Source organism: Streptomyces sp. NPDC050121 (genome assembly GCF_044460385.1).
GTDB classification, from domain to species: Bacteria; Actinomycetota; Actinomycetes; order Streptomycetales; family Streptomycetaceae; genus Streptomyces; species Streptomyces soliscabiei.
Genome location: NZ_JBITJV010000028.1, coordinates 76132 through 96802, shown reverse-complemented (window position 1 = coordinate 96802; position 20671 = coordinate 76132). Strand labels below are relative to the sequence as shown.

17 protein-coding genes are annotated in these 20671 nt (G+C 71.4%); 9 read left to right on the top strand and 8 right to left on the bottom strand.

The features are described 5' to 3' along the window. Window positions 1-87: 87 nt before the first annotated feature. Complete coding sequence (locus tag ACIBTS_RS33915; RefSeq protein WP_399324528.1) at window positions 88-369, top strand: hypothetical protein; 282 nt, start codon at window positions 88-90, stop codon at window positions 367-369. Window positions 370-774: 405 nt separating this feature from the next. After that, window positions 775-1215 carry a hypothetical protein gene (locus ACIBTS_RS33910; protein ID WP_399324527.1) on the top strand — a complete coding sequence of 147 codons (441 nt, stop codon included), beginning with the start codon at window positions 775-777 and terminating at the stop codon, window positions 1213-1215. 13 nt (window positions 1216-1228) lie between these two features. Here ACIBTS_RS33910 and ACIBTS_RS33905 read toward each other — a convergent pair whose 3' ends face one another. Together ACIBTS_RS33905 and ACIBTS_RS33900 are read right to left on the bottom strand one after the other, a co-directional pair. Further along, window positions 1229-1996: a serine hydrolase domain-containing protein gene (locus tag ACIBTS_RS33905; protein WP_399324525.1), complete on the bottom strand. Its 768-nt coding sequence runs from the start codon at window positions 1994-1996 to the stop codon at window positions 1229-1231. 237 nt (window positions 1997-2233) lie between these two features. Continuing rightward, entirely contained in the window at window positions 2234-3193 is a 960-nt protein-coding gene (locus ACIBTS_RS33900) for a D-2-hydroxyacid dehydrogenase family protein (RefSeq protein ID WP_399324523.1), read from the bottom strand. A 251-nt stretch (window positions 3194-3444) separates the two neighbouring features. On the opposite strand from ACIBTS_RS33900, the gene ACIBTS_RS33895 reads away from it, so the two are divergent. Both ACIBTS_RS33895 and ACIBTS_RS33890 read left to right on the top strand, forming a co-directional pair. Beyond that, window positions 3445-4347 carry a glycosyltransferase family 2 protein gene (locus tag ACIBTS_RS33895; RefSeq protein ID WP_399324521.1) on the top strand — a complete coding sequence of 301 codons (903 nt, stop codon included), beginning with the start codon at window positions 3445-3447 and terminating at the stop codon, window positions 4345-4347. Between the two features lie 406 nt (window positions 4348-4753). Next, entirely contained in the window at window positions 4754-8149 is a 3396-nt protein-coding gene (locus tag ACIBTS_RS33890) for a BTAD domain-containing putative transcriptional regulator (protein WP_399324587.1), read from the top strand. On the opposite strand, the gene ACIBTS_RS33885 is transcribed toward ACIBTS_RS33890, so the two are convergent. Next, complete coding sequence (locus tag ACIBTS_RS33885; protein WP_399324519.1) at window positions 8150-9862, bottom strand: bifunctional 3'-5' exonuclease/DNA polymerase; 1713 nt, start codon at window positions 9860-9862, stop codon at window positions 8150-8152. Between the two features lie 35 nt (window positions 9863-9897). Next, complete coding sequence (locus ACIBTS_RS33880) at window positions 9898-10650, bottom strand: Clp protease N-terminal domain-containing protein (protein WP_399324517.1); 753 nt, start codon at window positions 10648-10650, stop codon at window positions 9898-9900. A 141-nt stretch (window positions 10651-10791) separates the two neighbouring features. Here ACIBTS_RS33880 and ACIBTS_RS33875 point away from each other — a divergent pair, with 141 nt between their 5' ends. Continuing rightward, window positions 10792-11970 carry a DUF2786 domain-containing protein gene (locus tag ACIBTS_RS33875; protein WP_399324515.1) on the top strand — a complete coding sequence of 393 codons (1179 nt, stop codon included), beginning with the start codon at window positions 10792-10794 and terminating at the stop codon, window positions 11968-11970. 29 nt (window positions 11971-11999) lie between these two features. Here ACIBTS_RS33875 and ACIBTS_RS33870 read toward each other — a convergent pair whose 3' ends face one another. Together ACIBTS_RS33870 and ACIBTS_RS33865 are read right to left on the bottom strand one after the other, a co-directional pair. Next, window positions 12000-12566: a DUF4232 domain-containing protein gene (locus ACIBTS_RS33870; RefSeq protein ID WP_399324514.1), complete on the bottom strand. Its 567-nt coding sequence runs from the start codon at window positions 12564-12566 to the stop codon at window positions 12000-12002. A 93-nt stretch (window positions 12567-12659) separates the two neighbouring features. After that, on the bottom strand, window positions 12660-13595 hold the full coding sequence (locus ACIBTS_RS33865; protein ID WP_399324512.1) for a hypothetical protein: 936 nt from the start codon (window positions 13593-13595) through the stop codon (window positions 12660-12662). Window positions 13596-14699: 1104 nt separating this feature from the next. On the opposite strand from ACIBTS_RS33865, the gene ACIBTS_RS33860 reads away from it, so the two are divergent. After that, complete coding sequence (locus ACIBTS_RS33860) at window positions 14700-14960, top strand: DUF397 domain-containing protein (RefSeq protein WP_389341490.1); 261 nt, start codon at window positions 14700-14702, stop codon at window positions 14958-14960. 122 nt (window positions 14961-15082) lie between these two features. Here the strand turns inward: ACIBTS_RS33860 and ACIBTS_RS33855 are convergent, their stop codons facing one another. Beyond that, entirely contained in the window at window positions 15083-15565 is a 483-nt protein-coding gene (locus ACIBTS_RS33855; protein ID WP_399324511.1) for an ATP-binding protein, read from the bottom strand. A gap of 375 nt (window positions 15566-15940) precedes the next feature. On the opposite strand from ACIBTS_RS33855, the gene ACIBTS_RS33850 reads away from it, so the two are divergent. The 3 genes from ACIBTS_RS33850 (at window position 15941) to ACIBTS_RS33840 (ending at window position 19054) form a co-directional block, all read left to right on the top strand. After that, entirely contained in the window at window positions 15941-16765 is an 825-nt protein-coding gene (locus ACIBTS_RS33850; protein WP_319676468.1) for a helix-turn-helix transcriptional regulator, read from the top strand. 124 nt (window positions 16766-16889) lie between these two features. Continuing rightward, window positions 16890-18350, top strand: coding sequence for an aldehyde dehydrogenase family protein (locus tag ACIBTS_RS33845; protein WP_399324509.1), 1461 nt, complete (start codon window positions 16890-16892; stop codon window positions 18348-18350). Window positions 18351-18412: 62 nt separating this feature from the next. After that, window positions 18413-19054: a PadR family transcriptional regulator gene (locus tag ACIBTS_RS33840; RefSeq protein WP_319347424.1), complete on the top strand. Its 642-nt coding sequence runs from the start codon at window positions 18413-18415 to the stop codon at window positions 19052-19054. A gap of 134 nt (window positions 19055-19188) precedes the next feature. Here the strand turns inward: ACIBTS_RS33840 and ACIBTS_RS33835 are convergent, their stop codons facing one another. Further along, window positions 19189-20601, bottom strand: coding sequence for a glutamate decarboxylase (locus ACIBTS_RS33835; RefSeq protein ID WP_399324507.1), 1413 nt, complete (start codon window positions 20599-20601; stop codon window positions 19189-19191). Window positions 20602-20671: the final 70 nt, after the last annotated feature.

Genomic DNA, 20671 nt, shown 5'->3' with positions numbered 1-20671 from the left:
GCCGCACCGGCTCCCGAACTGTTCGACGTCGGCGACCAGGTCACACACGACAAGCACGGCCTCGACTTCTGGGATCTTCCGGGACTGATGTCCGGACACGGCCTGTGCCTGAAGCGCGAGGACGCGGTCGCCGCGGGCGGCTTCGCCGAAGAGTACTTCCGGGGGTGGGGCGGGGAGGATCCGGCCTTCGGCGCGGTGCTCGCGGCGCGCGGGCACTACGTCGTACCAGCCCTGGACTGCTCGTCCCTGCACCTGCGGCAGGAGAGCCGCCACCAGGGCCGCCGCGCCGCCGAGCGCGAGAGCCTGTGGCGGAACTTCGGGCGGTATCTGCGTACACCCGGGAGCCGCTCCAGGACTCGGACGTGGTAGGTGACGGTAAGACGGCTACAGCGCTGATCGAGGAGATGAACGAGGGCGAGGGAGTCGGCGGTGACGGAACGAAATGGCACATCGAGAAGGCCGTCAATAAAATGGGCGGTCTGCGGAAACTCTTTTTCAATCGGCGATGGAAGCTCCGGAGATCGACGCGGAAGCGGAAGATTTTCTGAAGCGTTGTTTCGAGTTCATTGAGGCGCTTGAGGAGGACCCTACGGGGTTTTGGTGACCACGGCCTACTTCACCTTCGTTGAATACTTTTTGGAGAGCAAAGAAGTTCTCGACCGCGCCTTCCGGTTCGCCTGGCCCAGGACCAGGAATGAGATGCTGTCCATGGTTAAAGGATGGAATGTGCCCATGGATCCGTCCTGGGGCGATCTCGAATAAAAAGGTATTGATATGCAGGGAATCTGGTCCGATGATCTGGTGGTGCAGCTCAGGCGGCTGTTCCCGGAGATCGAGCCCTATTTCGAAAGGGCAGCCGCCCGGCACGGCCTGAGTGCGTCGCAGGTGACCCATTGGGAGCAGGTGAACACCCATCCCGGGACGCTCCTGTCCGAAGTGCTTGCTCACCCGCTGTTCCAGCCCGTGATGGAATCTCCGGAAATCGACGCGAAGCAGAAAGACTTCCTGGAGCGTTGCTTCGAGTTCATTGAGGGCCTCCAGGAAGACCCTACGGGTTGGCTCGTGGACACGGCCTACTTCACTTTCGTGGAATTTTTCCTGGAAAGTGATGAAGTGCTCGACCGCGCCTTCCAATTCGCCTGGCCGAAGACCAGGGCTGAGATCCTGGCCATGCTGCGAGGCTGGAACATCCCGGTGAAACCGTCCTGGGAATAAGCCGCTGTCGGCGTCAGGAGGCGGCGCGGCTCCGCTTGAGCACCTCGATGCCGGCCCGATCCGTTTCCTCCGGCGCCCCGTTGAGACGGTGGATCAGCACCCAGCGGCCGTCGTCCACCGCCCCGGCGAAGAGCGAGGCGTCGCGCGTCGCGCCGTTGTGCCAGTGCAGGGGGCCGGCCGTCTGCCAGGACGGCGCCGGGTCCCCCAGCCGGCGTTCCACCACCAGGCGCACGAGCAGATCGGCCGCCGCGCGGGGGGTGGCCCACAGACCTCCCGCGGGCAGGATCGCACCCCGCATCGTCCACGGCCTGCGGGGCCTTCCGAAGAAGCCCGGGGCGGCCAGGAGCCTGTTCGGGTCGGGGCTCGCGGTCACCTCCGCCACGTCCAGCGGCCGCAGGACGTACTCGGTCACCACCTCCTCGTAGGCGGCGCCGGCCGCGACGGCCAGAGCCTCGCCGAGGAACGCGTAGCCGAGATTGGAGTACTCCTCCTCCTGGCCCGGCGGGCGGGTGGCGAGCGTGTCGAGCCGGTTCAGCAAGTGGTGCACCGCGGCCCGGTCGAACGCCGCGTACGGGTCGCGGCGCGCGACGCGGGGCGGCAGGCGGGGGAGGCCGGACGTGTGCCGCGCCAGGTGCAGCAGCGTGATCCCGGTTCCGGCAACCGCGGGAAGCCACCGTTCGACCGGATCGTCGAGCGAGAGGACGCCGGCCGCGGCCATGCGGGTCAGCGCCGTGCCGGTGACGACCTTCGTGAACGAGCCGATCTCGACGAAGCGGTCCACGGCATGACCGTCGCCGACCTCGGGTAAAGCCGCGCCGCTCAGGACGCAGGTGGGGATACGACGCACTGGGGAGCCTTTCGACAGACGGCGCACGAGGAAGCCCTTCGACGGGCGACGTGCGACGGACGACTTGCGGTGGGTTGTGGGTTGTGGGCGAGGGCTGAGGGGCGGGCGAGGGCGGCGGGCGGCGGGCCTGGGGAGGGCTGCGGTGAAGGTAGGGGCGGGCGCTCGGCCCACTCACCCCAGTTCGCGCACCGGCGTTCCCGCCAGATACGCCCGTACCCCCTCCACCGCCTGCCCGTAGTACCGCTCGTAGTTCGCGCGGGAGACGTACCCCAGGTGCGGGGTCGCCAGCAGCCGCGGAGCGCTCCGCATCGGGTGGTCGGCGGGGAGGGGTTCGACGTCGAAGACGTCCACGCCCGCGCCCGCGATACGGCCGTCCCGCAGCGACGCCAGCAGCGCCTCCTGGTCGACGATCGCCGCCCGCGAGGTGTTCACGAGATACGCCGTCCGCTTCAGAAGGGCCAGTTCGGCCGGGCCGAGCAGGCCACGGGTGCGGTCGCTCAGCGCCAGATGGATCGACACGAAGTCGCTCTCCGCCAGTAGTTCCTCCTTCGAGGCGGCGAGCCGTACGCCGACCTCCCCCGCCCGCCCCTCCGTCAGGTTCTGGCTCCACGCGCTCACCTCCATGCCGAAGGCCAGTCCCACCCGGGCCACCGAACTCCCGATCTTCCCCAGGCCCAGCAGGCCGAGACGGCGGCCGTGCAGGTCCGCACCCACGGTGGACTGCCAAGGGCCGTCCTCCCGCAGCGCGGTGTTCTCCTGGACGAGACCCCGCGCGAGGCCCAGCAACAGCGCCCACGTCAGCTCCACCGGCGGCGTCGACGAGCTCTCCGTGCCGCACACCGTCACCCCGTTCGCCCGCGCCGCCGCGTAGTCGATCACCGAGTTCCGCATGCCGGAGGCGATCAGCAGCCGCAGCCGGGGGAGCCGGTCGAACACCGACGCCGGGAAGGCGACCCGTTCCCGCAGGGTGACCACACAGTCGAAGGCGGCGAGCGCCGAGGTGAGTTCGTCCTCGTCGCCGAAGTGCCCGGTGAAGGACACCACCTCCAGCTCCTCACCTGGGACAGACCAGTCGGCGAAGGCCGTCGCGACGTTCTGGAAGTCGTCGAGCACGGCACAGCGGAAGGGCACGGGTTTCCTCCAGGGGAAGGGCCGGTGGAAGGCGCGGTGGAAGTCCGGTGGAAGGCGCGGTCCGAGACTACGGTGGAACCGCGAGCGCCCCTCCCCGCCCCCCTCGCCAAGAAGATCGGCACGGCGGGAACGGCAGAAAGGGCGAGCAAAATACGGAGGCGCCGGAGCAACGTCCCCACCTGAGGCAACATCTAGGAGAACGACGAGGCCGCACCCGTACGGGTCGCGGTCGCTGTCGAGGTCCGGATGGAATGAGGGACGTGGTGGAGCCGAGGATCGCCGTCGCCGTGGTCACCATGGGGAACCGGCCCGCCGAGGTCGACGCCCTGCTGGAGTCGGTGGCCAAGCAGGACCTGGCCCCCGCGCGCATCGTGATCGTGGGCAACGGCTGCCGCCTCCCCGAGTTCACGCACCGCCTCTCCCTGCCCGCCGAGGTCACCACGATCGACCTCGACGAGAACCTCGGCTGCCCCGGCGGCCGCAACGTCGCTCTCGCCCGGCTCCGCGAATTCGGGGACGTGGACGTCGTCGTGGAACTGGACGACGACGGGCTGCTCGTCGACGCCGACGTCCTGCGCCGCGTCCGCGCCCTGTACGCCGCCGACCCCGGCCTCGGCATCGTCGGCTTCCGCATCGCCGACGAGCACGGCGAGACCCAGCGCCGGCACGTGCCGCGCGCCGGCGACGCCGATCCGATGCGCGGCGGATACGTCACCGGCTTCCTCGGCGGCGGCCACGCCCTGAGCATGGCCATGCTCGCCGAGACCGGCGACTGGCCCGCCGAGTTCTTCTTCGCGCACGAGGAGACCGACCTGGCCTGGCGGGCCGTCGACGCCGGCTGGAAGATCCTCTACGCGCCCGAGCTGCTGCTCCAGCACCCCAAGACCTCGCCCGCCCGGCACGCCATCTACCACCGGGTCACCGCCCGCAACCGGGTCTGGCTCGTCCGGCGGAACCTTCCGCTGCCCCTCATCCCCGTCCACCTGGGCGTGTGGATCGCCGTCACCCTGCTGCGCACGCGTTCCGCCGGCGGCCTGAAGGCCTGGTTCGCCGGGTTCGCGGAGGGCGTGCGCAAACCCGCGGGCGGGCGGCGGCCCATGAAGTGGCGGACGGTGTGGCAGCTGACCCGACTCGGCCGACCGCCGATCATCTGACCCACCATCACGGCAACACGGAGTGCGGGGCCCGGTCGTTCACCTCCGACGACCGCAGCCCCGCACACCTCCGGACCCGGCCGCGGCGGCGACACTCCCCCGAGTTGCGCGTCGACACGCGCGCGCCGTCGAACCGGTTCCGATGTTGTGATCACATCAGATCGCGCCAACGAATCGCTAACATGTGGCCAACGGTTCTCCGCGTCGTCGCTGGTCACTTGGCCTGAAGTCGTCGGACGAACACGGGAGTCAGCCGTACCTACAGCAAATTCCCGGGGGACCGTCAGGGACAGGGTGGCGGAATTCCGGCGGCCGGGGGCGGAATTCCGCCAGACCGACGGGGTACCCGCCATGGATTGCGAGCGACCCGGCACGGGCCGGGCGCGGAAGGGCGACGGGCGGCGTGATGCGGCGGTACGGGCTGCGGTTCGGACTGCTGGGCCCACCGGTCCTGTACATGAACACACCCGGCGTCCCGACCGCGACGGACGTCCCGACCGCGGCTGTCGCTCCGGGCACGCCTGACGCCCCGGGCACGCCTGACGTCCGAACCGCGCCTGACGTCCCGAGCGCGGCTGTCGCTCCGGGCACAGCTCACGCCCCGGGCACGCCTGACGTCCCTGGCACGCCTGACTTCCGGACCGGGACGGATGTCCCTGGCACGCCTGACTTCCGGACCGGGACGGATGTCCCTGGCACGCCTGACTTCCCGACCGCGGCCGATCTCCCGTACGACACCGTCCGCAGCCCCAAAGTGCGTGCCCTGCTCGCCGCCCTCCTCCTCGACGCGGGCCGGATCGTCCCCGTCGAGTCGCTCAAGGAGGTGCTGTGGGGCGGCACGCCGCCCGCGTCCGCGCAGGCCTCGCTGCACAACCACGTGACCCGGCTGCGCCGGCTGCTCGACGACCCGGAGCGGCTGCGGGCCGTGCCGCCCGGCTACCAGCTCAGGGTCGAGCAGGGCGAGCTCGACGTCCACGTCTTCGAGCGGCACGTCGCCGCGGCGCGCGGCGCGCACGCCGCCCGGAACTGGGAACGGGTCGTGCGGGAGTGCACGGCGGCGCTCGCGCTGTGGCGGGGCGACCCGCTCAGCGGCCTCCCGGCCGACCTGGGCGGATACGCCTTCGTGCGACGCCTGCGGGAGGCCCGGCTGCTCCTGCTGGAGTGGCGCTACGACGCCGAACTGGCCCTGGGCGGCGTACGGTTCGAACGCATCGTCCCGGAGCTGACGGCCTTGGCCGCCGAGCATCCGCTGCGCGAGGCGTACCACCGTCAGCTGATGCTCGCCCTGCACCGCACCGGCCGCCAGGCCGAGGCCCTCGCCGTCCACCGCGACCTGCGCACCCGCCTCGTCGAGGAGCTCGGCGTAGAACCGGGCCCGGCGGTCCGTGAGGCGCATGCGGAGGTGCTGGCTCCGACGGTCGACGACCGTCCCCCGACCCCGCCCGTGACCCCGGCCGCCGCCTCGATCTCCGCCTCGCTCTCCGCCCCGTCCACCGCCTCGCCCCCCGGGTCCGCCCCGGCTGCCCCGCACGCCGGACCGGCCCAACTCCCGCCGCCCCCCGCCTACTTCACCGGTCGCGACGAAACCCTGCGCCTACTGCACCGATCCCTCGCGACCACCCCCGGTGGCGGCGCCACCCCGACCGTCGTCGTCCTCAGCGGTATGGCCGGCGTCGGCAAGAGCGCCCTCGCCCTGCACCTCGCCCATACCCTGAGGGAACGTTTCTCCAGCGGTCAGCTCTACCTCCACCTGCACGGCGCCACGCCTGGCATGACCCCCCTCACCGCAGGTCAGGCGCTCGCTGCCCTGCTGCGCGACCTCGGCACCGAGCCCCGACGCATCCCCGAGCACCCGGACGCGGCCGCCGCGTTGCTGCGCACCCTGCTCGCCCCGACGCGCACGCTGCTCGTCCTGGACGACGCCGCGACCGCCGCCCAGATCCGCCCGCTGTTGCCGGCCGGCCCCGGCTGCGCGGTGATCGTGACCAGTCGCTCGCCGCTGACCGTCCTCGACGGCGCCCGCCGTTTCCCGCTCGCGCCGCTGTCGGCCGAGGACAGCGCGGCTCTGCTGCGGGCGGCCTCCGGCCCGGGCGAGGGACGTGCCGACCTCGACGCCGACCACCCCCTCGTCGATCTCACCGGCCGCCTTCCGCTCGCCCTGCGCGTCGTCGCCGCCCGTCTCGCCGCGCGCAGTGCCCTCACCCCGGACGCGCTGGCCGGCCAACTGGCGGCGGCGGAGAGCAGGTTGTCCCACCTGGAGTACGACGATCTCAGCGTCCGCCGTTCCCTCGCCGTCGCCCACGACGCCCTCGCCGCCTCCGGACGCGCGGTCGACCGCGACGCGGCCCGCACCCTCCGCCGTATCGGCGCCCTCGACCTCCCCGCCTACGGCGTCCCCCTGCTCGCCCGCCTCACCGGCGCCGACGAAGCCCGCGCCGAGGCAGCCCTGAACCGTCTCGTCGACGTGGCGCTCCTGGAGGAACAGGCCTACGGCCGCTACACACCGCACGACCTGGTACGGGACTTCGCGCGCGAACTCGCGGAGTCCGAAGCGGGCGAGCTGGACGGAGGCGCCGACGCCGTGGACGCGATGCCGACGGCTCTGCACTGGTACGCCGCCGTGGCCGAACGCGCCCTCGCCGCCATCGTCGAAGGCGGCCCCGACCAGGACGACCGCCGCCTCCCGACCGCCGCACAGCTGCCCGCCCACGCGGCGCACGTCACAGCCGTACCCCCCTTCGCCGGCCCCGAAGAGGCCTTCGCGTGGTGCGACACGGAGTTGCAGAACATCGTCGCGCTGGTGAAGAGCGCATCAAACACAACCAAGACCACCGCCAGAACCCAAGCCCCACCGCCTCCCGACGCGACCCACCCCCCACCGCCTCCCGACGCGGCCCGTTTCGCAGAACGCGCTGGAGCAGCCCTCGTCTCCACCCTCCTTCGTCTCCTCTTCCCCTACCTCCATCGTCGGGGCCGGGTCGCCGAGATGGAGGTGCTCGGGCTGATCGCGCTGCGGGTAGCGCGGTGGCTCGGGGACGAGGCCGCCGAGGCCTACGCCCTGGGCGACCTCGCCGGCCTGCACTTCCTGACCGGCCGTCAGCGGGACGCGCTCGCCCTCAACGACCGGGCCCTCGCGATCTGGCGGCGGCTCGACCGGCTCTCCTGGGTCCGGCGCTGCCTCAACAACCGGGGTCTGCTGCTGGAGGGCCTCGGACGGTACGAGGAGTCCGGCGCGGCACTGCGCCAGAGCCTCACCTACTCGCGGCAGTTGAACGACCAGCACGGCGAGGCCGTCACCCACAGTCACCTCGGCAATCTGTACGAGCACACCGACCCGAGGGCCGCCATCGAGCAGCACCGGCGTTCCCTCGCGATCGGGGACGCGATCGGCGCCGTCATCGTGCAGCACTCGGCGCACTGCAACATCGGCTACGCCCACCTCACCCTCGGTGAACCCGCCGCCGCGTGGCCGCACTTCGAGGAGAGCCTGTGCATCCTCGGCGGTCTCGGCGACTGGCACGGCGAGTCCCAGACCCGGCTGGGGCTCGTCCGCGCCCTGCGCCCGTTGGGCCGCACCGAACAGGCGCTGGCGGAGTGCGCCGAACTGCTGCGCCGCGCCGACGCCCGCGGCGACCGCTACACCGGCGGCCTCGCCCGGCACCAGCACGGTCTTCTGCTGCGGGACCAGGGTCGTATTGAGCAGGCGTACGAGGAGTGGCGAGCGGCCCTCGCCGCGCTGGCCGGGACGGACGAGCAGGCCGTCGTACGAGAGCTCAGGGAGCTGCTTGCCGGTGACGGTTGATCACTTCGCGTCGGCATAGCACTCCACCACCGCCGCAGTGAAGGGAAACCGCACCGGTGTCTCCCCGAACGTCAGCCGTCCGGCCAGGTCGGACGCCTCCCTGATCGCGGCGACGACCTTCTGCGCCTCCTCCTCGGGACAGTGCACGATCACCTCGTCGTGCTGGAAGAAGACCAGTTCCGCCGCCATCCCCGCGCAGGCCTGGCGCAGTGCGGCGAGCAGCAGCAGCGCCCAGTCGGCGGCGCTGCCCTGCACGACGAAGTTGCGGGCGAAGCGGCCACGCGCGCGTGCGTTGGTCGAGGCGTACCCCGGAACCCAGTGCCGGTCGCCGGAGAGCTCCTCCTCTCCGGCAGGGCCACCGGAGTCGACGGGGATGCCCGCCTCCTCCGCCCCGTCGTCGCCCGCCCCGGCTGCCGGTGGGCAGGTCCGCCCCAGCCAGGTGCGCACGAGCCGGCCCTCCTCGCCGGCCTTGGCCGCCTCGTCGACATACGCCACCGCGCGCGGGAAACGGCGGCGCAGCGCGGCGAGGTTCTTCAGACCGTCCCCGGAGGTCTGGCCGTAGACCGCGCCGAGGACGGCGAGCTTGGCCTGGGCGCGGTCGCCGGAGAAGGCGCGGTCGGAGACGGACTGGTAGAGGTCGGTCTCCCGGCCCGCGACCTCCATCAGCCCGGGGTCGCGGGAGATCGCCGCCAGCACCCGCGGCTCCATCTGGTCGGCGTCGGCCACGACCAGCCGCCAGCCCGGGTCGGCGACCACGGCCCGCCGGATGACCTTGGGGATCTGCAGGGCGCCCCCGCCGTTGGTCACCCAGCGCCCGGTGACCGTGCCGTGGGCCAGGAACTCCGGCCTGAACCGCCCGTCCCGCACCCAGTCCTGCAGCCAGGACCAGCCGTGGGCCACCCAGATGCGGTACAGCTTCTTGTACTCGATCAGCGGCTTCACGGCCGGGTGGTCGAGGGACTCGATCTCCCAGCGCCGCGTCGACCTGACCCGGATCCCGGCCTGCCCGAAGGCCTTGACGACGTCGGCGGGCAGGTCGGGCCGCACGCGCCGCCCGAAGGCGGCCGACACCTCGTCCGCCAGCTCGGCCAGCCGCCGGGGCTCGCCCCCGCCGGCATACCGCTCGCCGAGCAGATCCTGTAGGACCGCGCGGTGCACCTCCGCGCTCCACGGCAGTCCCGCCCGGTTCATCTCGGCGGCCACCAGCATCCCCGCCGACTCGGCCGCCGTCAGCAGCCGCATCCGCGCCGGGTGTTCGGCCCGCTCATGCCGCCGCTGCTGCTCGGCGTAGACGGCGAGGAGGTCGTCGAGGGGCAGCCGGACGGCGGTGTCCTGCGCCTCGAACAGCGAGGACTGCGCACCGGGCGCGGCGGAGCGCTGCGGCGGATCCGGCGGTACGGGGCCGCCGCGCAGCCGGGCCAGCGCGGCGGCCGCCGAGCGGGGCTCGCCGGAGTGCCCCTCGTGGCCCAGGAGGAGGGTCTCGGCGTCCTCGACGTCGTAGCACCGCTCTACTCGCACCCCCGTGGCGAGCAGACGCGGATACACCTCGGCCGTGGAACGCCAGACCCAGCGGGTGACGTCGGGCCGCTCGCGCACGGCCCGCGCCAGGTCCGCCTCCCGCAGCACCGGACCGGCGGGCAGCCCGTCGGGACCGAGGGGGGCGAGTTCCACGCCACCGTCCTCGGCCGGAGCGAGTGCCCACCGGTCGGCCATGCTGCGAGTGTGGCAGGGGGGTCTGACAACGGCCCTCAGCCGCCGTCCCGCCGCCCCTCCTCCTGCTGCTTCGAGGTGATCAGGGCCAGGACCTTCGCGACGTACCGCTCGGTGCCGGGCTTGTCGACGCCGAGACCGCTGAGGACGCCCTCGCCGTTCTCGAACTCCAGCAGCGCCAGCAGGATGTGCTCGGTGCCGATGTAGTTGTGGCCGAGGCGGAGCGCCTCACGGAAGGTGAGTTCCAGGGTCTTCTTGGCGTCGGGGCCGTACGGGATCAGCTCGGGCACCTCCGCGGCGGCCGGGGGGAGCGCGGCGACCGCGGCCTCGCGGACCGCGTCCAGGGTGACGCCCTGGTCGGCGATGGCCTTCGCCGCGAGGCCCTCCGGCTCGGCGAGCAGCCCGAGGACCAGGTGCGCGGGCAGTCCCTCCGTGTTGCCTGCGGCTTTGGCCTCGTTGTGGGCGGCCATGACCACGTTCCGCGCGCGCGGGGTGTAGCGGGCGAAGCCCTGGCTCGCGTCGAGGTCCGCGGACTCCTTCGGCACGAAGCGCTTCTGCGCGGCCTGCCGGGTGACCCCCATGCTGCGGCCGATGTCGGTCCAGGAGGCGCCCGAACGGCGGGCCTGGTCGACGAAGTGCCCGATGAGGTGGTCCGCCACGTCGCCCAGGTGGTCGGCGGCGATGACCGCGTCCTGGAGCTGGTCGAGCGGCTCGGGGTGGACCTTCTTGATGGCGTCGATGAGGTCGTCCAGACGGACGGATGAGGTGGTGACGGGTTGCGGATTCGTCATGTGTCAACCTTAGGTTGACAGTCCAGGGCTGTCAACCCAAGGTTGTCACCCACTTGCTCGCGTACCCACCTACTCGCGTACTCGCCTACTCACCCACTCCCGCGCGCGGGACGTGCCGCGCCCCCGTGGCACGATCGACCGGTGAGCAGCACCAATACCGGTACCGGCGACAACCCGCCCGGCACCGTCGACCGCGCCTTCCAGGCAGCCCTCTACGCCACCGCCGACGCCGCCCTCGACACGGGCGCGTCGCTCCTCGCCGCCGACCCCACGGCGGACGCCGAACTCGTCCGGCGGGGAGCGGAGTTCGTCGCGGCGCTCTGGCGGCGGGGCTGGCAGCCCGCGGACGTCGTGCGGATCGTGCGGCGCGACCTGGACGGCGTCCACGTCATCCTTGCGGCGGAGCTGATACGTGCCCACGCGCGGGACGACCGCCCGCGCGGTGGACGCTGGGCGGCCCAGCTGGCGGACCTGCCCGCAGGCGGCCCGCCGCAGACCGACCGTTTCTCGCACGCCACCGCGGTCCTGGAGCTCTACCGCCTGCTGCTGCGCCTGCCGGCCCTCGAACCCCTCCAGGAGCGGGAGGCCCGCCGAGCTCCCCAGACCAACCGTGGCCACCGCGGGCGGTCCGGCCGCGACGACCACGCCCGCATGCTCACCCGTATCCGCGCGCTGCTCGCCAAGGCCGAGGCGACAGGCTTTCCGGAGGAGGCGGAGGCGCTCACGGCGAAGGCGCAGGAGCTGATGGCCCGGCACAGTGTCGACGAGGCGCTGCTCGACGCCCAGGCGCCCGCCCCGGACGCGCCCGGCGCCTGCCGGATCGGCGTCGAGCCGCCGTACGAGCAGGCCAAGGCGGTGCTGCTGGACGCGGTCGCCGACGCCAACCACTGCCGGGCGGTATGGAACGAACCCTTCGCCTTCTCCACGGTCGTCGGCTTCGAGGCCGATCTGGAGGTGGTGGAGCTGCTCTACACCTCGCTGTTGGTGCAGGCGCAGTCCGCGATGGCGAAGGCGGAGGCCGCCCAGCGGGCGGGCGGCCGCAAGCGGACCAAGACGTTCAGGCAGTCCTTCCTCGCCGCCTACGCCCACCGCATCGGCGCCCGTCTCGGCGAGGTCACCGCCGCCGCCGAGACGCAGGTGGCGGACGACCTGCTGCCGGTCCTCGCCTCTCGCGAGGTCGCGGTGACCGCGGCGACGGACCGGATGTTCCCGGAGACGGTCTCCACCCGCCTGCGCGGCGTCACCGACGAGGCGGGCTGGACCGAGGGCGCGCAGGCGGCGGACCGGGCCCGAGTGCAGTCCCGGCCCCGGCTGCCCTGAAGCCCCCGCGCGGGTCAGCGGTCGACGAGTCAGTCGCCGGCCTGCTGGAAGGCACTGACGGTCGCGTCCGGCACGCCCTTGCTCTTCAGTGCGACATCGCCGTACGACCACGGGAAGGTCTGGGTGGCCGAGGAGCCCGGCAGGCCGTACTTCACGGTCTTGACGGCGAGGCTCTTGTCGCCGCCGCCCTCGCCGCGCACATAGGTGATCGTGAAGGAGGCGGTGCCCTGCGCCGGGAGGGTCAGCGGCTGCGCCTCGGCGGCCGCGTCCTTGGCCACGGTCGCGGAGGCGCCGTCGGCCTGGAGGTCGACCGCGGGGAAGCCGGTCAGGGTGCACTGTTCACCCTTGTTGGTGAACGTGACGGTGACGTTGCCGGTGTCACCTGCGGCGGGCGCGGCGTTGACGGGGCCGACCTCCTGGCCGAGCTTGTCGGCGGCGCAGGCGGATCCGGCGGCGCCGCCGGAGGAGGCGGAGGAGGCGGAGCCGGACGCCTTGCTCTTCGCGTCGCTGCCGGAGCCGCTGTCGTCCCCGCCTCCGCAGGCGGTGAGGAGCAGGGCCGCGGTGAGAGCGGTGACGGTGATGGGAACGGCGCGCATGAGTGGTCCCTCGGGTTTCGTGACGGTGCTCGAAGGATCATCACGCACGCGCGCGGGGATTCCGCGCGCGCCCCCGTCCTTGTGACCGCTTCGCTACTGGGGTTGTCCGATGCCCGCCGTCGGCAGCCCCGACGGCCACTGGCCGCCCTCCGCCTTGGTGAACGTCTCCTTGCCGGCCGCGCCCGACCAGGTGACCTTCAGGGAGTTCGCGTCGACGGCGTCGACCATGCCGGTCGTGCGGTCGTCCTTCCCGGTGGTGCACTTGAGGTGGATCATCTGCATGCCCGCCTCCTCACCGGCGGTTCCGCTGCACACGGTCCCGCCGGTCACGAAGAGGGCGGCCTGCTTCCCGGTGATGATCAGGGCGACGGGCTTGCCGTCCGTCGTGGCGAGCCAACTGCCCTCCAGCTTGCCGGAAGCGGAGACGGAGGCGGAGGCCGTGGCGCCGCCCGTGCCGCCGCCGTCCCCGGTCGCCGTCGTCGGCGTGGCCGAAGAGGCGTTGTCGGAGCCGCCGTCGCTGCTGCACGCGGTCAGCGCGAGCGCGCCCGCCAGCGTGACGGCCACGGCCGCGGCCCGCACCGGCCGGCGGGACGCGCCCCGCGAGAAGATCGCCGAAGTCACTGCAAGCTCCCAAGCTGTAGCCGGCCGGCCCGGTCGACCCGGTGGCCCGGCCGCTTCCGGTCGCCGACTGGAAGCGGCCGCAGGGACCACAAGAACCACAAGAACCACAAGAACCACGAGGACCACCGGTACCGGTATGGACCGCAGCAAGCTACCAGCAAGCCTCAGCAGAACCCTGAGGGCGTCCTGCGACCTGCGGCCTGTGACCAGGGCGCGCTTGCGCTCGGCCCACCGCTCGCCGTCGTGCTCCAGCCCGGCCGCGCAGCGGGCCCTCAGGTCCCGCGAGGCGAGCGTGCCCAGATGGTCACCGACCACACGCAGCACCTCCTCATCCCCGGCCGTCAGGCCCTTGAGCCGGTCGCGCACCGCCACACCGGACGGCCCCAGGGCGACGAACGACGCAGCCATCTCCCGCAACCCGCCCATCCCTTCCACCCCTCCCCGCGTCAGCCCGAGAAACCCTCACCGCACCCAACGACCACCACCGGCAAAGGTCACCCATTCGACCAGGAAACTCCTGTTCCCCTCCAGGGCCACCAGAGCTGCCGCGGCGGCAAGACTCATTCATGCGCGCCAGAACACGCCCGTGCGCACTCAGTCGCCAGCAGTTCACAACCCCTCTCGCGCCGCCTCGCGACCCGATGCCGACGCCCGCCCCGGGCGTAGCCCGCTCCAGCCCCCGCCCCGCGCGCCGTCCGGTGTCCGATACGCGCCCACCCCGTCCACCCGGCCCTCACCCACCCGCGTCTTCAGCCGTACGCCCGCCGCCATCCGGGCTGTAGACCGCCCTCCTCATTCATATGAGGAAAGTCACCTCCACCGTCTACTCGGCCTGGTCGGCTGCCTCCGCCACCTCCTCGGCGACCAGCCGACCTCGTCCTCATGCACCGAGCCGTCCCACCCCCACTCCCGCGGCCGACCTCACCGTCGTACGCGGGGGTGACGCGTGTCGTCGTCGGGCGTCCTGGCCAGGGGGCGTTGCCGTCCGGCCCGGGGGAGTGGGGCTGTGCGGGCAGGGGCCGGAGGGACACGTGCCCGGGTTTTTTTGGAGGTGGCGGGGGGACGGGGCGCGGCCGGAGGACGGGCCGGCGCTCGGCGGCCGGCCCGGCGCGGGACGGCACGGCCTCACATCCGGAGGTTCGGGGTACGCCGTCGAGCGGATGCCCGGCGTCCGCCGGAACGGTGTCCCTCGGGCGGGTTCCGACGGCGTGCGCCGACCCTGCGTCGGCGATCCCGTTGCCGTGCCGACGGAACACGATGGCCGTGGCGCGCGTCTGTTCCTAGGACACGAGTGGTTCGATCCGGACGACTTTCACGGGGGCTTCACGATGTCCGGCGAATCGAACGAGTTGGGTAAAGCGGGCGTCAAAGCTGTAACCGCACAAGCACCGCGCGTGCACGTGCATCTGCTCATGCGACTGCACGTGAACGGGGTTATGATCCGGGACAGTTGACCACGGCACCAATGGCCACACGGGCCACACGAGCCAGCGCACCACCAGGGAGCGACCTGTGGACCACGACGTTGACGGGGGGTACGACGTGTACAACGGCATGACGGCCACACAGCTGTACGGCGTTGCCTGGCAGAAGAGCCGGCACAGCAACTCGCAGGGTTCCTGCGTGGAGTTCGCGCGTCTGCCGGGCGGCGACGTGGCCGTACGCAACTCGCGTTTTCCGGACGGCCCCGCGCTCGTCTACACGCGGGCCGAGATCGAGGCGATGCTGCTCGGCATCAAGGACGGCGAGTTCGACCACCTGATCGCGAGCTGACGTCCCCGGCCGCCCCGTGCGTCGTCGCCGTCACGATCACCGCACCGCCCACATCGGAAATCCCGCTGGAAAACAGTGCACAACGCGCGTAGAACCGCGGCGCCAGGGTGCGCCGCGGTTCGTCATTCGGCGGGAGTGTGCAGCCGGAACAGCGCCCAGACGACCTTGCCGCCCAGGCTGCCGGAGAGCGGGTGCCAGCCCCAGCTGTCGGCGAACGAGTCGACGAGGAACAGGCCGCGGCCCGACTCCGCCGAGAAGTCCTCGCCCTCGCGGGGCAGGGGGCTGTCCTGGCTGGGATCGCGCACCGCGCACACGAGCCGCTCGGTCCATCGCATCAGGTGCAGCCGCACGGGCGGATGCAGATCCGTCATGCAGGGGCCGTCGTCCGGGGACAGTCCGTGTCTGAGCGCGTTGGTCACCAACTCCGAGACGACGAGACAGACGTCGTCGAAACGGTCGCCCACGTCCCACTGGCCGAGGGTCCTCTTGGTGAACTGGCGGGCTTCGCGCACCGCTTCGAAGCGGGCGGGCAGGGCGCACGAGGCGGCGTTGGACACGGCCGCGGGATCAAGCGGCGGAAGGCCCTGCCGTAACGGCTCGAGCATGGTCGATCCATTCGTCCCCATGCGAGGCACTCCCCGGATTCGCGGTCGTTGCGATGCAGCGGTGGCGCGAGACCATGGTTTCTGATGCGCACTGCGGATGCAAGGGCAGATGCACGTGCACGTGACCGAAATGGACCCGCCCGTACCGCTTCTTGGCCATTTTTTCCGCCAACTTCTCGCTCATCAGAGGCACTTCTCTTGCTTTCCCCTCACTCTTCCCTCGCATCGCTCTGTGCGTATCCTTTGGCTTCTTTCCATCTCTGTAATCAGACGAGTACTGCTCGAAGTGTTTTAGTGGCAGACTGCGGCCCTTAGGACGGGTTGGGGAGGCTGGCGAACGTGAGCGCGGGAGAGCCCGGATCGGTGGTGCGGCGGATGCTGCTCGGCTCGCAACTACGGCGGCTGCGTGAGACGCGGGGCATCACGCGCGAGGCGGCCGGATACTCGATCAGGGCGTCGGAGTCGAAGATCAGCCGCATGGAACTGGGCCGGGTGAGCTTCAAGACCCGGGACGTGGAGGACCTGCTGACGCTGTACGGCATCACGGACGACACCGAGCGCCAGGCCCTCGTCGGACTCGCCCGCGAGGCCAACGTGGCGGGCTGGTGGCACAGTTACTCGGACGTCCTGCCCAACTGGTTCCCCACCTACGTCGGTCTGGAGGGCGCGGCAGCGCTGATCCGGGCGTACGAGGTGCAGTTCGTGCACGGCCTGCTGCAGACCGAGGCGTACGCCCACGCGGTCGTCAGCCGGGGCATGAAGGGCGCGAACGCGGCCGACATCGACCGGCGGGTGGCGCTGCGCCTTGAGCGGCAGAAGCACCTCGTCGCCGAGAACGCCCCCGACTTCCACATCGTTCTCGACGAGGCCGCCCTGCGCCGCCCGTACGGCGACCGCGAGGTGATGCGCGGGCAGCTCCAGCATCTGATCGACTTCTCCGAACGCCCCAACGTGAAGCTTCAGGTGATGCCGTTCAGCTTCGGCGGGCACTCCGGTGAGTCCGGCGCGTTCACGATCCTGAGCTTCCCCGAGTCCGACCTGCAGGACGTCGTCTATCTGGAGCAGCTCACCAGCGCGCTCTACCTGGACAAGCGCGAGGACGTCGCCCAGTACGAACAGGCGCTGAAGGAGCTCCAGCAGGACAGCCCCGGACCTGACGAGAGCCGGGACCTGCTGCGCGGACTGATCCAGCTGTCGTAACGGGCTTCCCCCTCACTGGACGGCCTTCTCCCCCAACTCCCCTGAAACACCCGTACGATGACGTGTGATCAGTACGTGATGCCGAGCGATCACAGCCGATCGCAGCAGGGGATTGAGGGTTCACATGTCGTCCTACTTCACCGACCTGGCCCAGCAGTGCATCGACGGTAAGTGGCGTCCGGGGACGGGGTCCTGGGACATCATCACCGTGAACCCCTACAACGGCGAGAAGCTCGCCTCGATCACCATCGCCACCGTCGACGAGGTCGACGAGGCCTACCGTGCCGCCGCCCGCGCCCAGAAGCAGTGGGCCGCGACCAGCCCCTACGCCCGCCGCACGGTCTTCGAGAACGTGCTGCGTCTGGTGGAGGAGCGCGAGCCGGAGATCAGCGCGATCCTCGTCGACGAGGCCGGCGGCACGCTGGGCAAGGCCGCCTTCGAACTCCACCTGGCCAAGGAGTTCCTGCGCGAGTCGATCCAGCTGACGCTGCGCCCCCAGGGCCGCATCCTGCCCTCGCCGATCGACGGCAAGGAGAACCGCGTCTACCGCGAGCCGGTCGGCGTGGTCGGGGTGATCAGCCCCTTCAACGTCCCGTTCCTGCTGTCGCTGAAGTCCGTCGCCCCCGCGCTGGCCCTCGGCAACGGCGTGGTGCTCAAGCCGCACCAGAACACCCCGGTCGCCGGCGGCACCGTCATCGCCAAGCTCTTCGAGGAAGCGGGTCTGCCTCCGGGCCTGCTGAACGTCGTCGTGACCGACATCGCCGAGATCGGCGACGCCTTCCTGGAGCACCCGATCCCGCGGGTCATCTCCTTCACCGGCTCCGACACGGTCGGCCGGCACGTCGCCACCGTCGCCGCCTCGCACTTCAAGCGGTCCGTCATCGAGCTCGGCGGCAACAGCGCGTTCGTCGTCCTCGACGACGCCGACCTCGACTACGCGGTCGACGCGGCAGTCTTCAGCCGTTTCGTCCACCAGGGTCAGGTCTGCATGGCGGCCAACCGCATCCTGGTCGACCGCTCCGTCGCCGACGAGTTCACGGAGAAGTTCGTCGCCAAGGCGAAGACCCTCAAGGCCGGCGACCCCCGCGACCCGCAGACCACCATCGGCCCGCTGATCAACAGCTCGCAGGCGGAGGCGGTCTCGTCTGTCGTGACGCAGGCGATCGCCGCGGGCGCGAACGCGCTCCTGCACGGCACGACCACCGAAAACGTCGTCGAGCCCTCCGTGCTGGCGGGCCTCCCCACCGACTCCCCGCTGCTCCGGCAGGAGGTCTTCGGCCCGGTCGTCTTCCTCAACACCTTCGACGGCGAGGACGAGGCCGTACGCCTGGTCAACGACACCCCGTACGGCCTGAGCGGCGCGGTCCACACCGCCGACGTCGAGCGGGGCGTCGCCTTCGCCCGGCAGATCGTCACCGGCATGTTCCACGTCAACGACTCCACCGTCCACGACGAGCCGATCGTCCCCTTCGGCGGCGAGAAGAACTCCGGCGTCGGCCGTCTCAACGGCGAGACGACCGTGGAGGCCTTCACCACCACGAAGTGGATCTCCGTCCAGCACGGCCGCAGCGGCTTCCCCTTCTGAACGCGACCGGGGCGGGCACCCGCGCATTGGGGCGCCCGCCGACCACGCCCTAACCTGGGCACATGTCAGCGATCCGTCTTCTCGTGCTGGGCGCCGTGCGTCAGCACGGGCGGGCCCACGGCTACCAGGTGCGCGGCGACCTGGAGTACTGGGGCGCCCATGAGTGGTCCAACGCCAAGCCGGGCTCGATCTACCACGCCCTGAAGCAGATGGCGAAGCAGGGACTGCTGCGCGAGCACGAGACGGCCCCGTCCACCGCGGGCGGCCCGCCGCGCACCGAGTACGAGATCACCGAGGCCGGCACCGAGGAGTACCTCAGGCTGGTGCGCGAGGCGCTGACCTCGTACGACCAGAAGATGGACATGAAGACGGCGGCGATCGGCGCCGTGGTCGACCTCCCGCGCGCGGAGGCCGTGTCGCTCCTGAAGGAGCGCATCCGCCGCATCGAGGAGTGGCGCTCCGCCGTCACCGAGCACTATGTCCCCGAGGACGGCCCGGAACAGCTGGGCCACATCGGCGAGATCATGAACCTCTGGGTCCACACGGCCGACACGGACGCCGAGTGGACCCGCGGCCTCATCGCCCGGATCGAGGAGGGGGCGTACACCTTCGCCGGGGAGGGCGAGCCGTTCGTCGGCGTGCTGGCGGAGGGCCAGGAGAACCCGTACGCGACGAAGGACCCGCATCCGGGGGACTCCCGCTGACACCTGCACGAACCGCTGCCGCCCGGGACCGCTGCCGCCCGGACCGCTGCCGCCCGGGACCGGTGGTGGCCGGGGCCGGTGGTGGCCGGGGCCGGTGGTGGCCGCCACCGGGACAGCCCCGCGGGTCGACCCGCCTAGTGATGGAACCCGGTCGCCACCCCCTTGTCCCGGGTGGACGGCCCCGACTGCCGCCGCAGCTCGGGCAGCAGCCGGGTCAGGTCCTCCACGAACAGCTCGGCGAGGTCCTCCGAGAAGCCGTTCCTGCACACGACCCGTAGGACGGACAGGTCCTCCCGGTTCGGCGGGAAGGTGTACGCGGGCACCAGCCAACCCCTCTCGCGCAGCCGCCGGGAGACGTCGAAGACGTCGTACGACTCCACGCCCGGCGCCGTCGTGAAGGCGAACACCGGCAGCTGGTCGCCCCGGGTGAGGAGGCGGAAGTCGCCGAGCGCCTCCACCCGGTCGGCGATGCCCCGGGCCACCTCCCGAGCGGACCGCTGCACCGCCCGGAAGCCCTCGCGGCCCAGCCGCAGCAGCGTGTAGTACTGCGCGACGACCTGCGCGCCCGGCCGGGAGAAGTTCAGCGCGAAGGTCGGCATGTCACCGCCCAGATAGTTCACGCGGAACACCAGCTCCTCCGGCAGGGCCTCCTTGTCGCGCCACAGCGCCCAGCCCACCCCCGGGTACACCAGCCCGTACTTGTGCCCCGAGGTGTTGATGGACGCCACACGCGGGAGACGGAAGTCCCACACCAGGTCCTCGTCGAGGAAAGGGGCGATCATCGCGCCGGACGCGCCGTCCACATGCACCGGGATGTCGAGCCCGGTCCGCGCCTGGAGGGCGTCCAGGGCCGCGCACAGCTCGGCGATCGGCTCGTAGGACCCGTCGAAGGTGGAGCCGAGGATGCCGACGACCCCGATGGTGTTCTCGTCGCACAGCTCGGCCGCGGCCTGCGGGTCGAGATGGAACCGGTCGCCCTCCATGGGGACCAGGCGGGCCTCCACCTCCCAGAAGTTGCAGAACTTGTCCCAGCAGACCTGGACGTTGACCCCCATCACGAGGTTCGGTCGGACATCGCGCGCGGGATAGCGATCGGCGTTGCGCTGCGCCCACCGCCGCTTCATCGCCATCCCGGCAAGCATGCACGCCTCGCTCGACCCCGTCGTCGAACATCCCACGGCCGCCGACGGGTCGGGCGCGTTCCACAGGTCGGCGAGCATCGCCACGCACCGCCGCTCCAGTTCGGCGGTGCGCGGATACTCGTCCTTGTCGATCATGTTCTTGTCCCGGCACTCCGCCATCAGCACCCCGGCCTGCGGCTCCATCCACGTGGTGACGAACGTGGCCAGGTTGAGCCGTGCGTTGCCGTCCAGCATCAGCTCGTCGTGCACCATCTGATACGCCGTCGACGGAGGCATCGGCGTGTCCGGCAGCCGATGCTTGGGCGGCGCCTCGGTCATGCCGCCGACCGGATTCGCCTCGCCGTAGAAGGGGTTCACGGACAGGGGACGCTCGTCGGGCTTCTGGGGACCTTCGTGGAGGGGCATGGCTTCTTCTCCCAACTACGGAGCGGCGACCGCCGGGTGCGGTTCTACCGCTTCATCGGATCGAGGGGTC

Excerpts from the sequence above, each read along its gene's own strand:
- ACIBTS_RS33915 (WP_399324528.1), top strand. The coding sequence starts at position 88 with ATGTCCGGACACGGCCTGTGCCTGAAGCGCGAGGACGCGGTCGCCGCG.
- ACIBTS_RS33910 (WP_399324527.1), top strand. The coding sequence starts at position 775 with ATGCAGGGAATCTGGTCCGATGATCTGGTGGTGCAGCTCAGGCGGCTG.
- ACIBTS_RS33895 (WP_399324521.1), top strand. The coding sequence starts at position 3,445 with ATGAGGGACGTGGTGGAGCCGAGGATCGCCGTCGCCGTGGTCACCATG.
- ACIBTS_RS33890 (WP_399324587.1), top strand. The coding sequence starts at position 4,754 with ATGCGGCGGTACGGGCTGCGGTTCGGACTGCTGGGCCCACCGGTCCTG.
- ACIBTS_RS33885 (WP_399324519.1), bottom strand. The coding sequence starts at position 9,862 with ATGGCCGACCGGTGGGCACTCGCTCCGGCCGAGGACGGTGGCGTGGAA.
- ACIBTS_RS33880 (WP_399324517.1), bottom strand. The coding sequence starts at position 10,650 with ATGACGAATCCGCAACCCGTCACCACCTCATCCGTCCGTCTGGACGAC.
- ACIBTS_RS33870 (WP_399324514.1), bottom strand. The coding sequence starts at position 12,566 with ATGCGCGCCGTTCCCATCACCGTCACCGCTCTCACCGCGGCCCTGCTC.
- ACIBTS_RS33865 (WP_399324512.1), bottom strand. The coding sequence starts at position 13,595 with ATGGCTGCGTCGTTCGTCGCCCTGGGGCCGTCCGGTGTGGCGGTGCGC.
- ACIBTS_RS33855 (WP_399324511.1), bottom strand. The coding sequence starts at position 15,565 with ATGCTCGAGCCGTTACGGCAGGGCCTTCCGCCGCTTGATCCCGCGGCC.
- ACIBTS_RS33850 (WP_319676468.1), top strand. The coding sequence starts at position 15,941 with ATGCTGCTCGGCTCGCAACTACGGCGGCTGCGTGAGACGCGGGGCATC.
- ACIBTS_RS33845 (WP_399324509.1), top strand. The coding sequence starts at position 16,890 with ATGTCGTCCTACTTCACCGACCTGGCCCAGCAGTGCATCGACGGTAAG.
- ACIBTS_RS33840 (WP_319347424.1), top strand. The coding sequence starts at position 18,413 with ATGTCAGCGATCCGTCTTCTCGTGCTGGGCGCCGTGCGTCAGCACGGG.
- ACIBTS_RS33835 (WP_399324507.1), bottom strand. The coding sequence starts at position 20,601 with ATGCCCCTCCACGAAGGTCCCCAGAAGCCCGACGAGCGTCCCCTGTCC.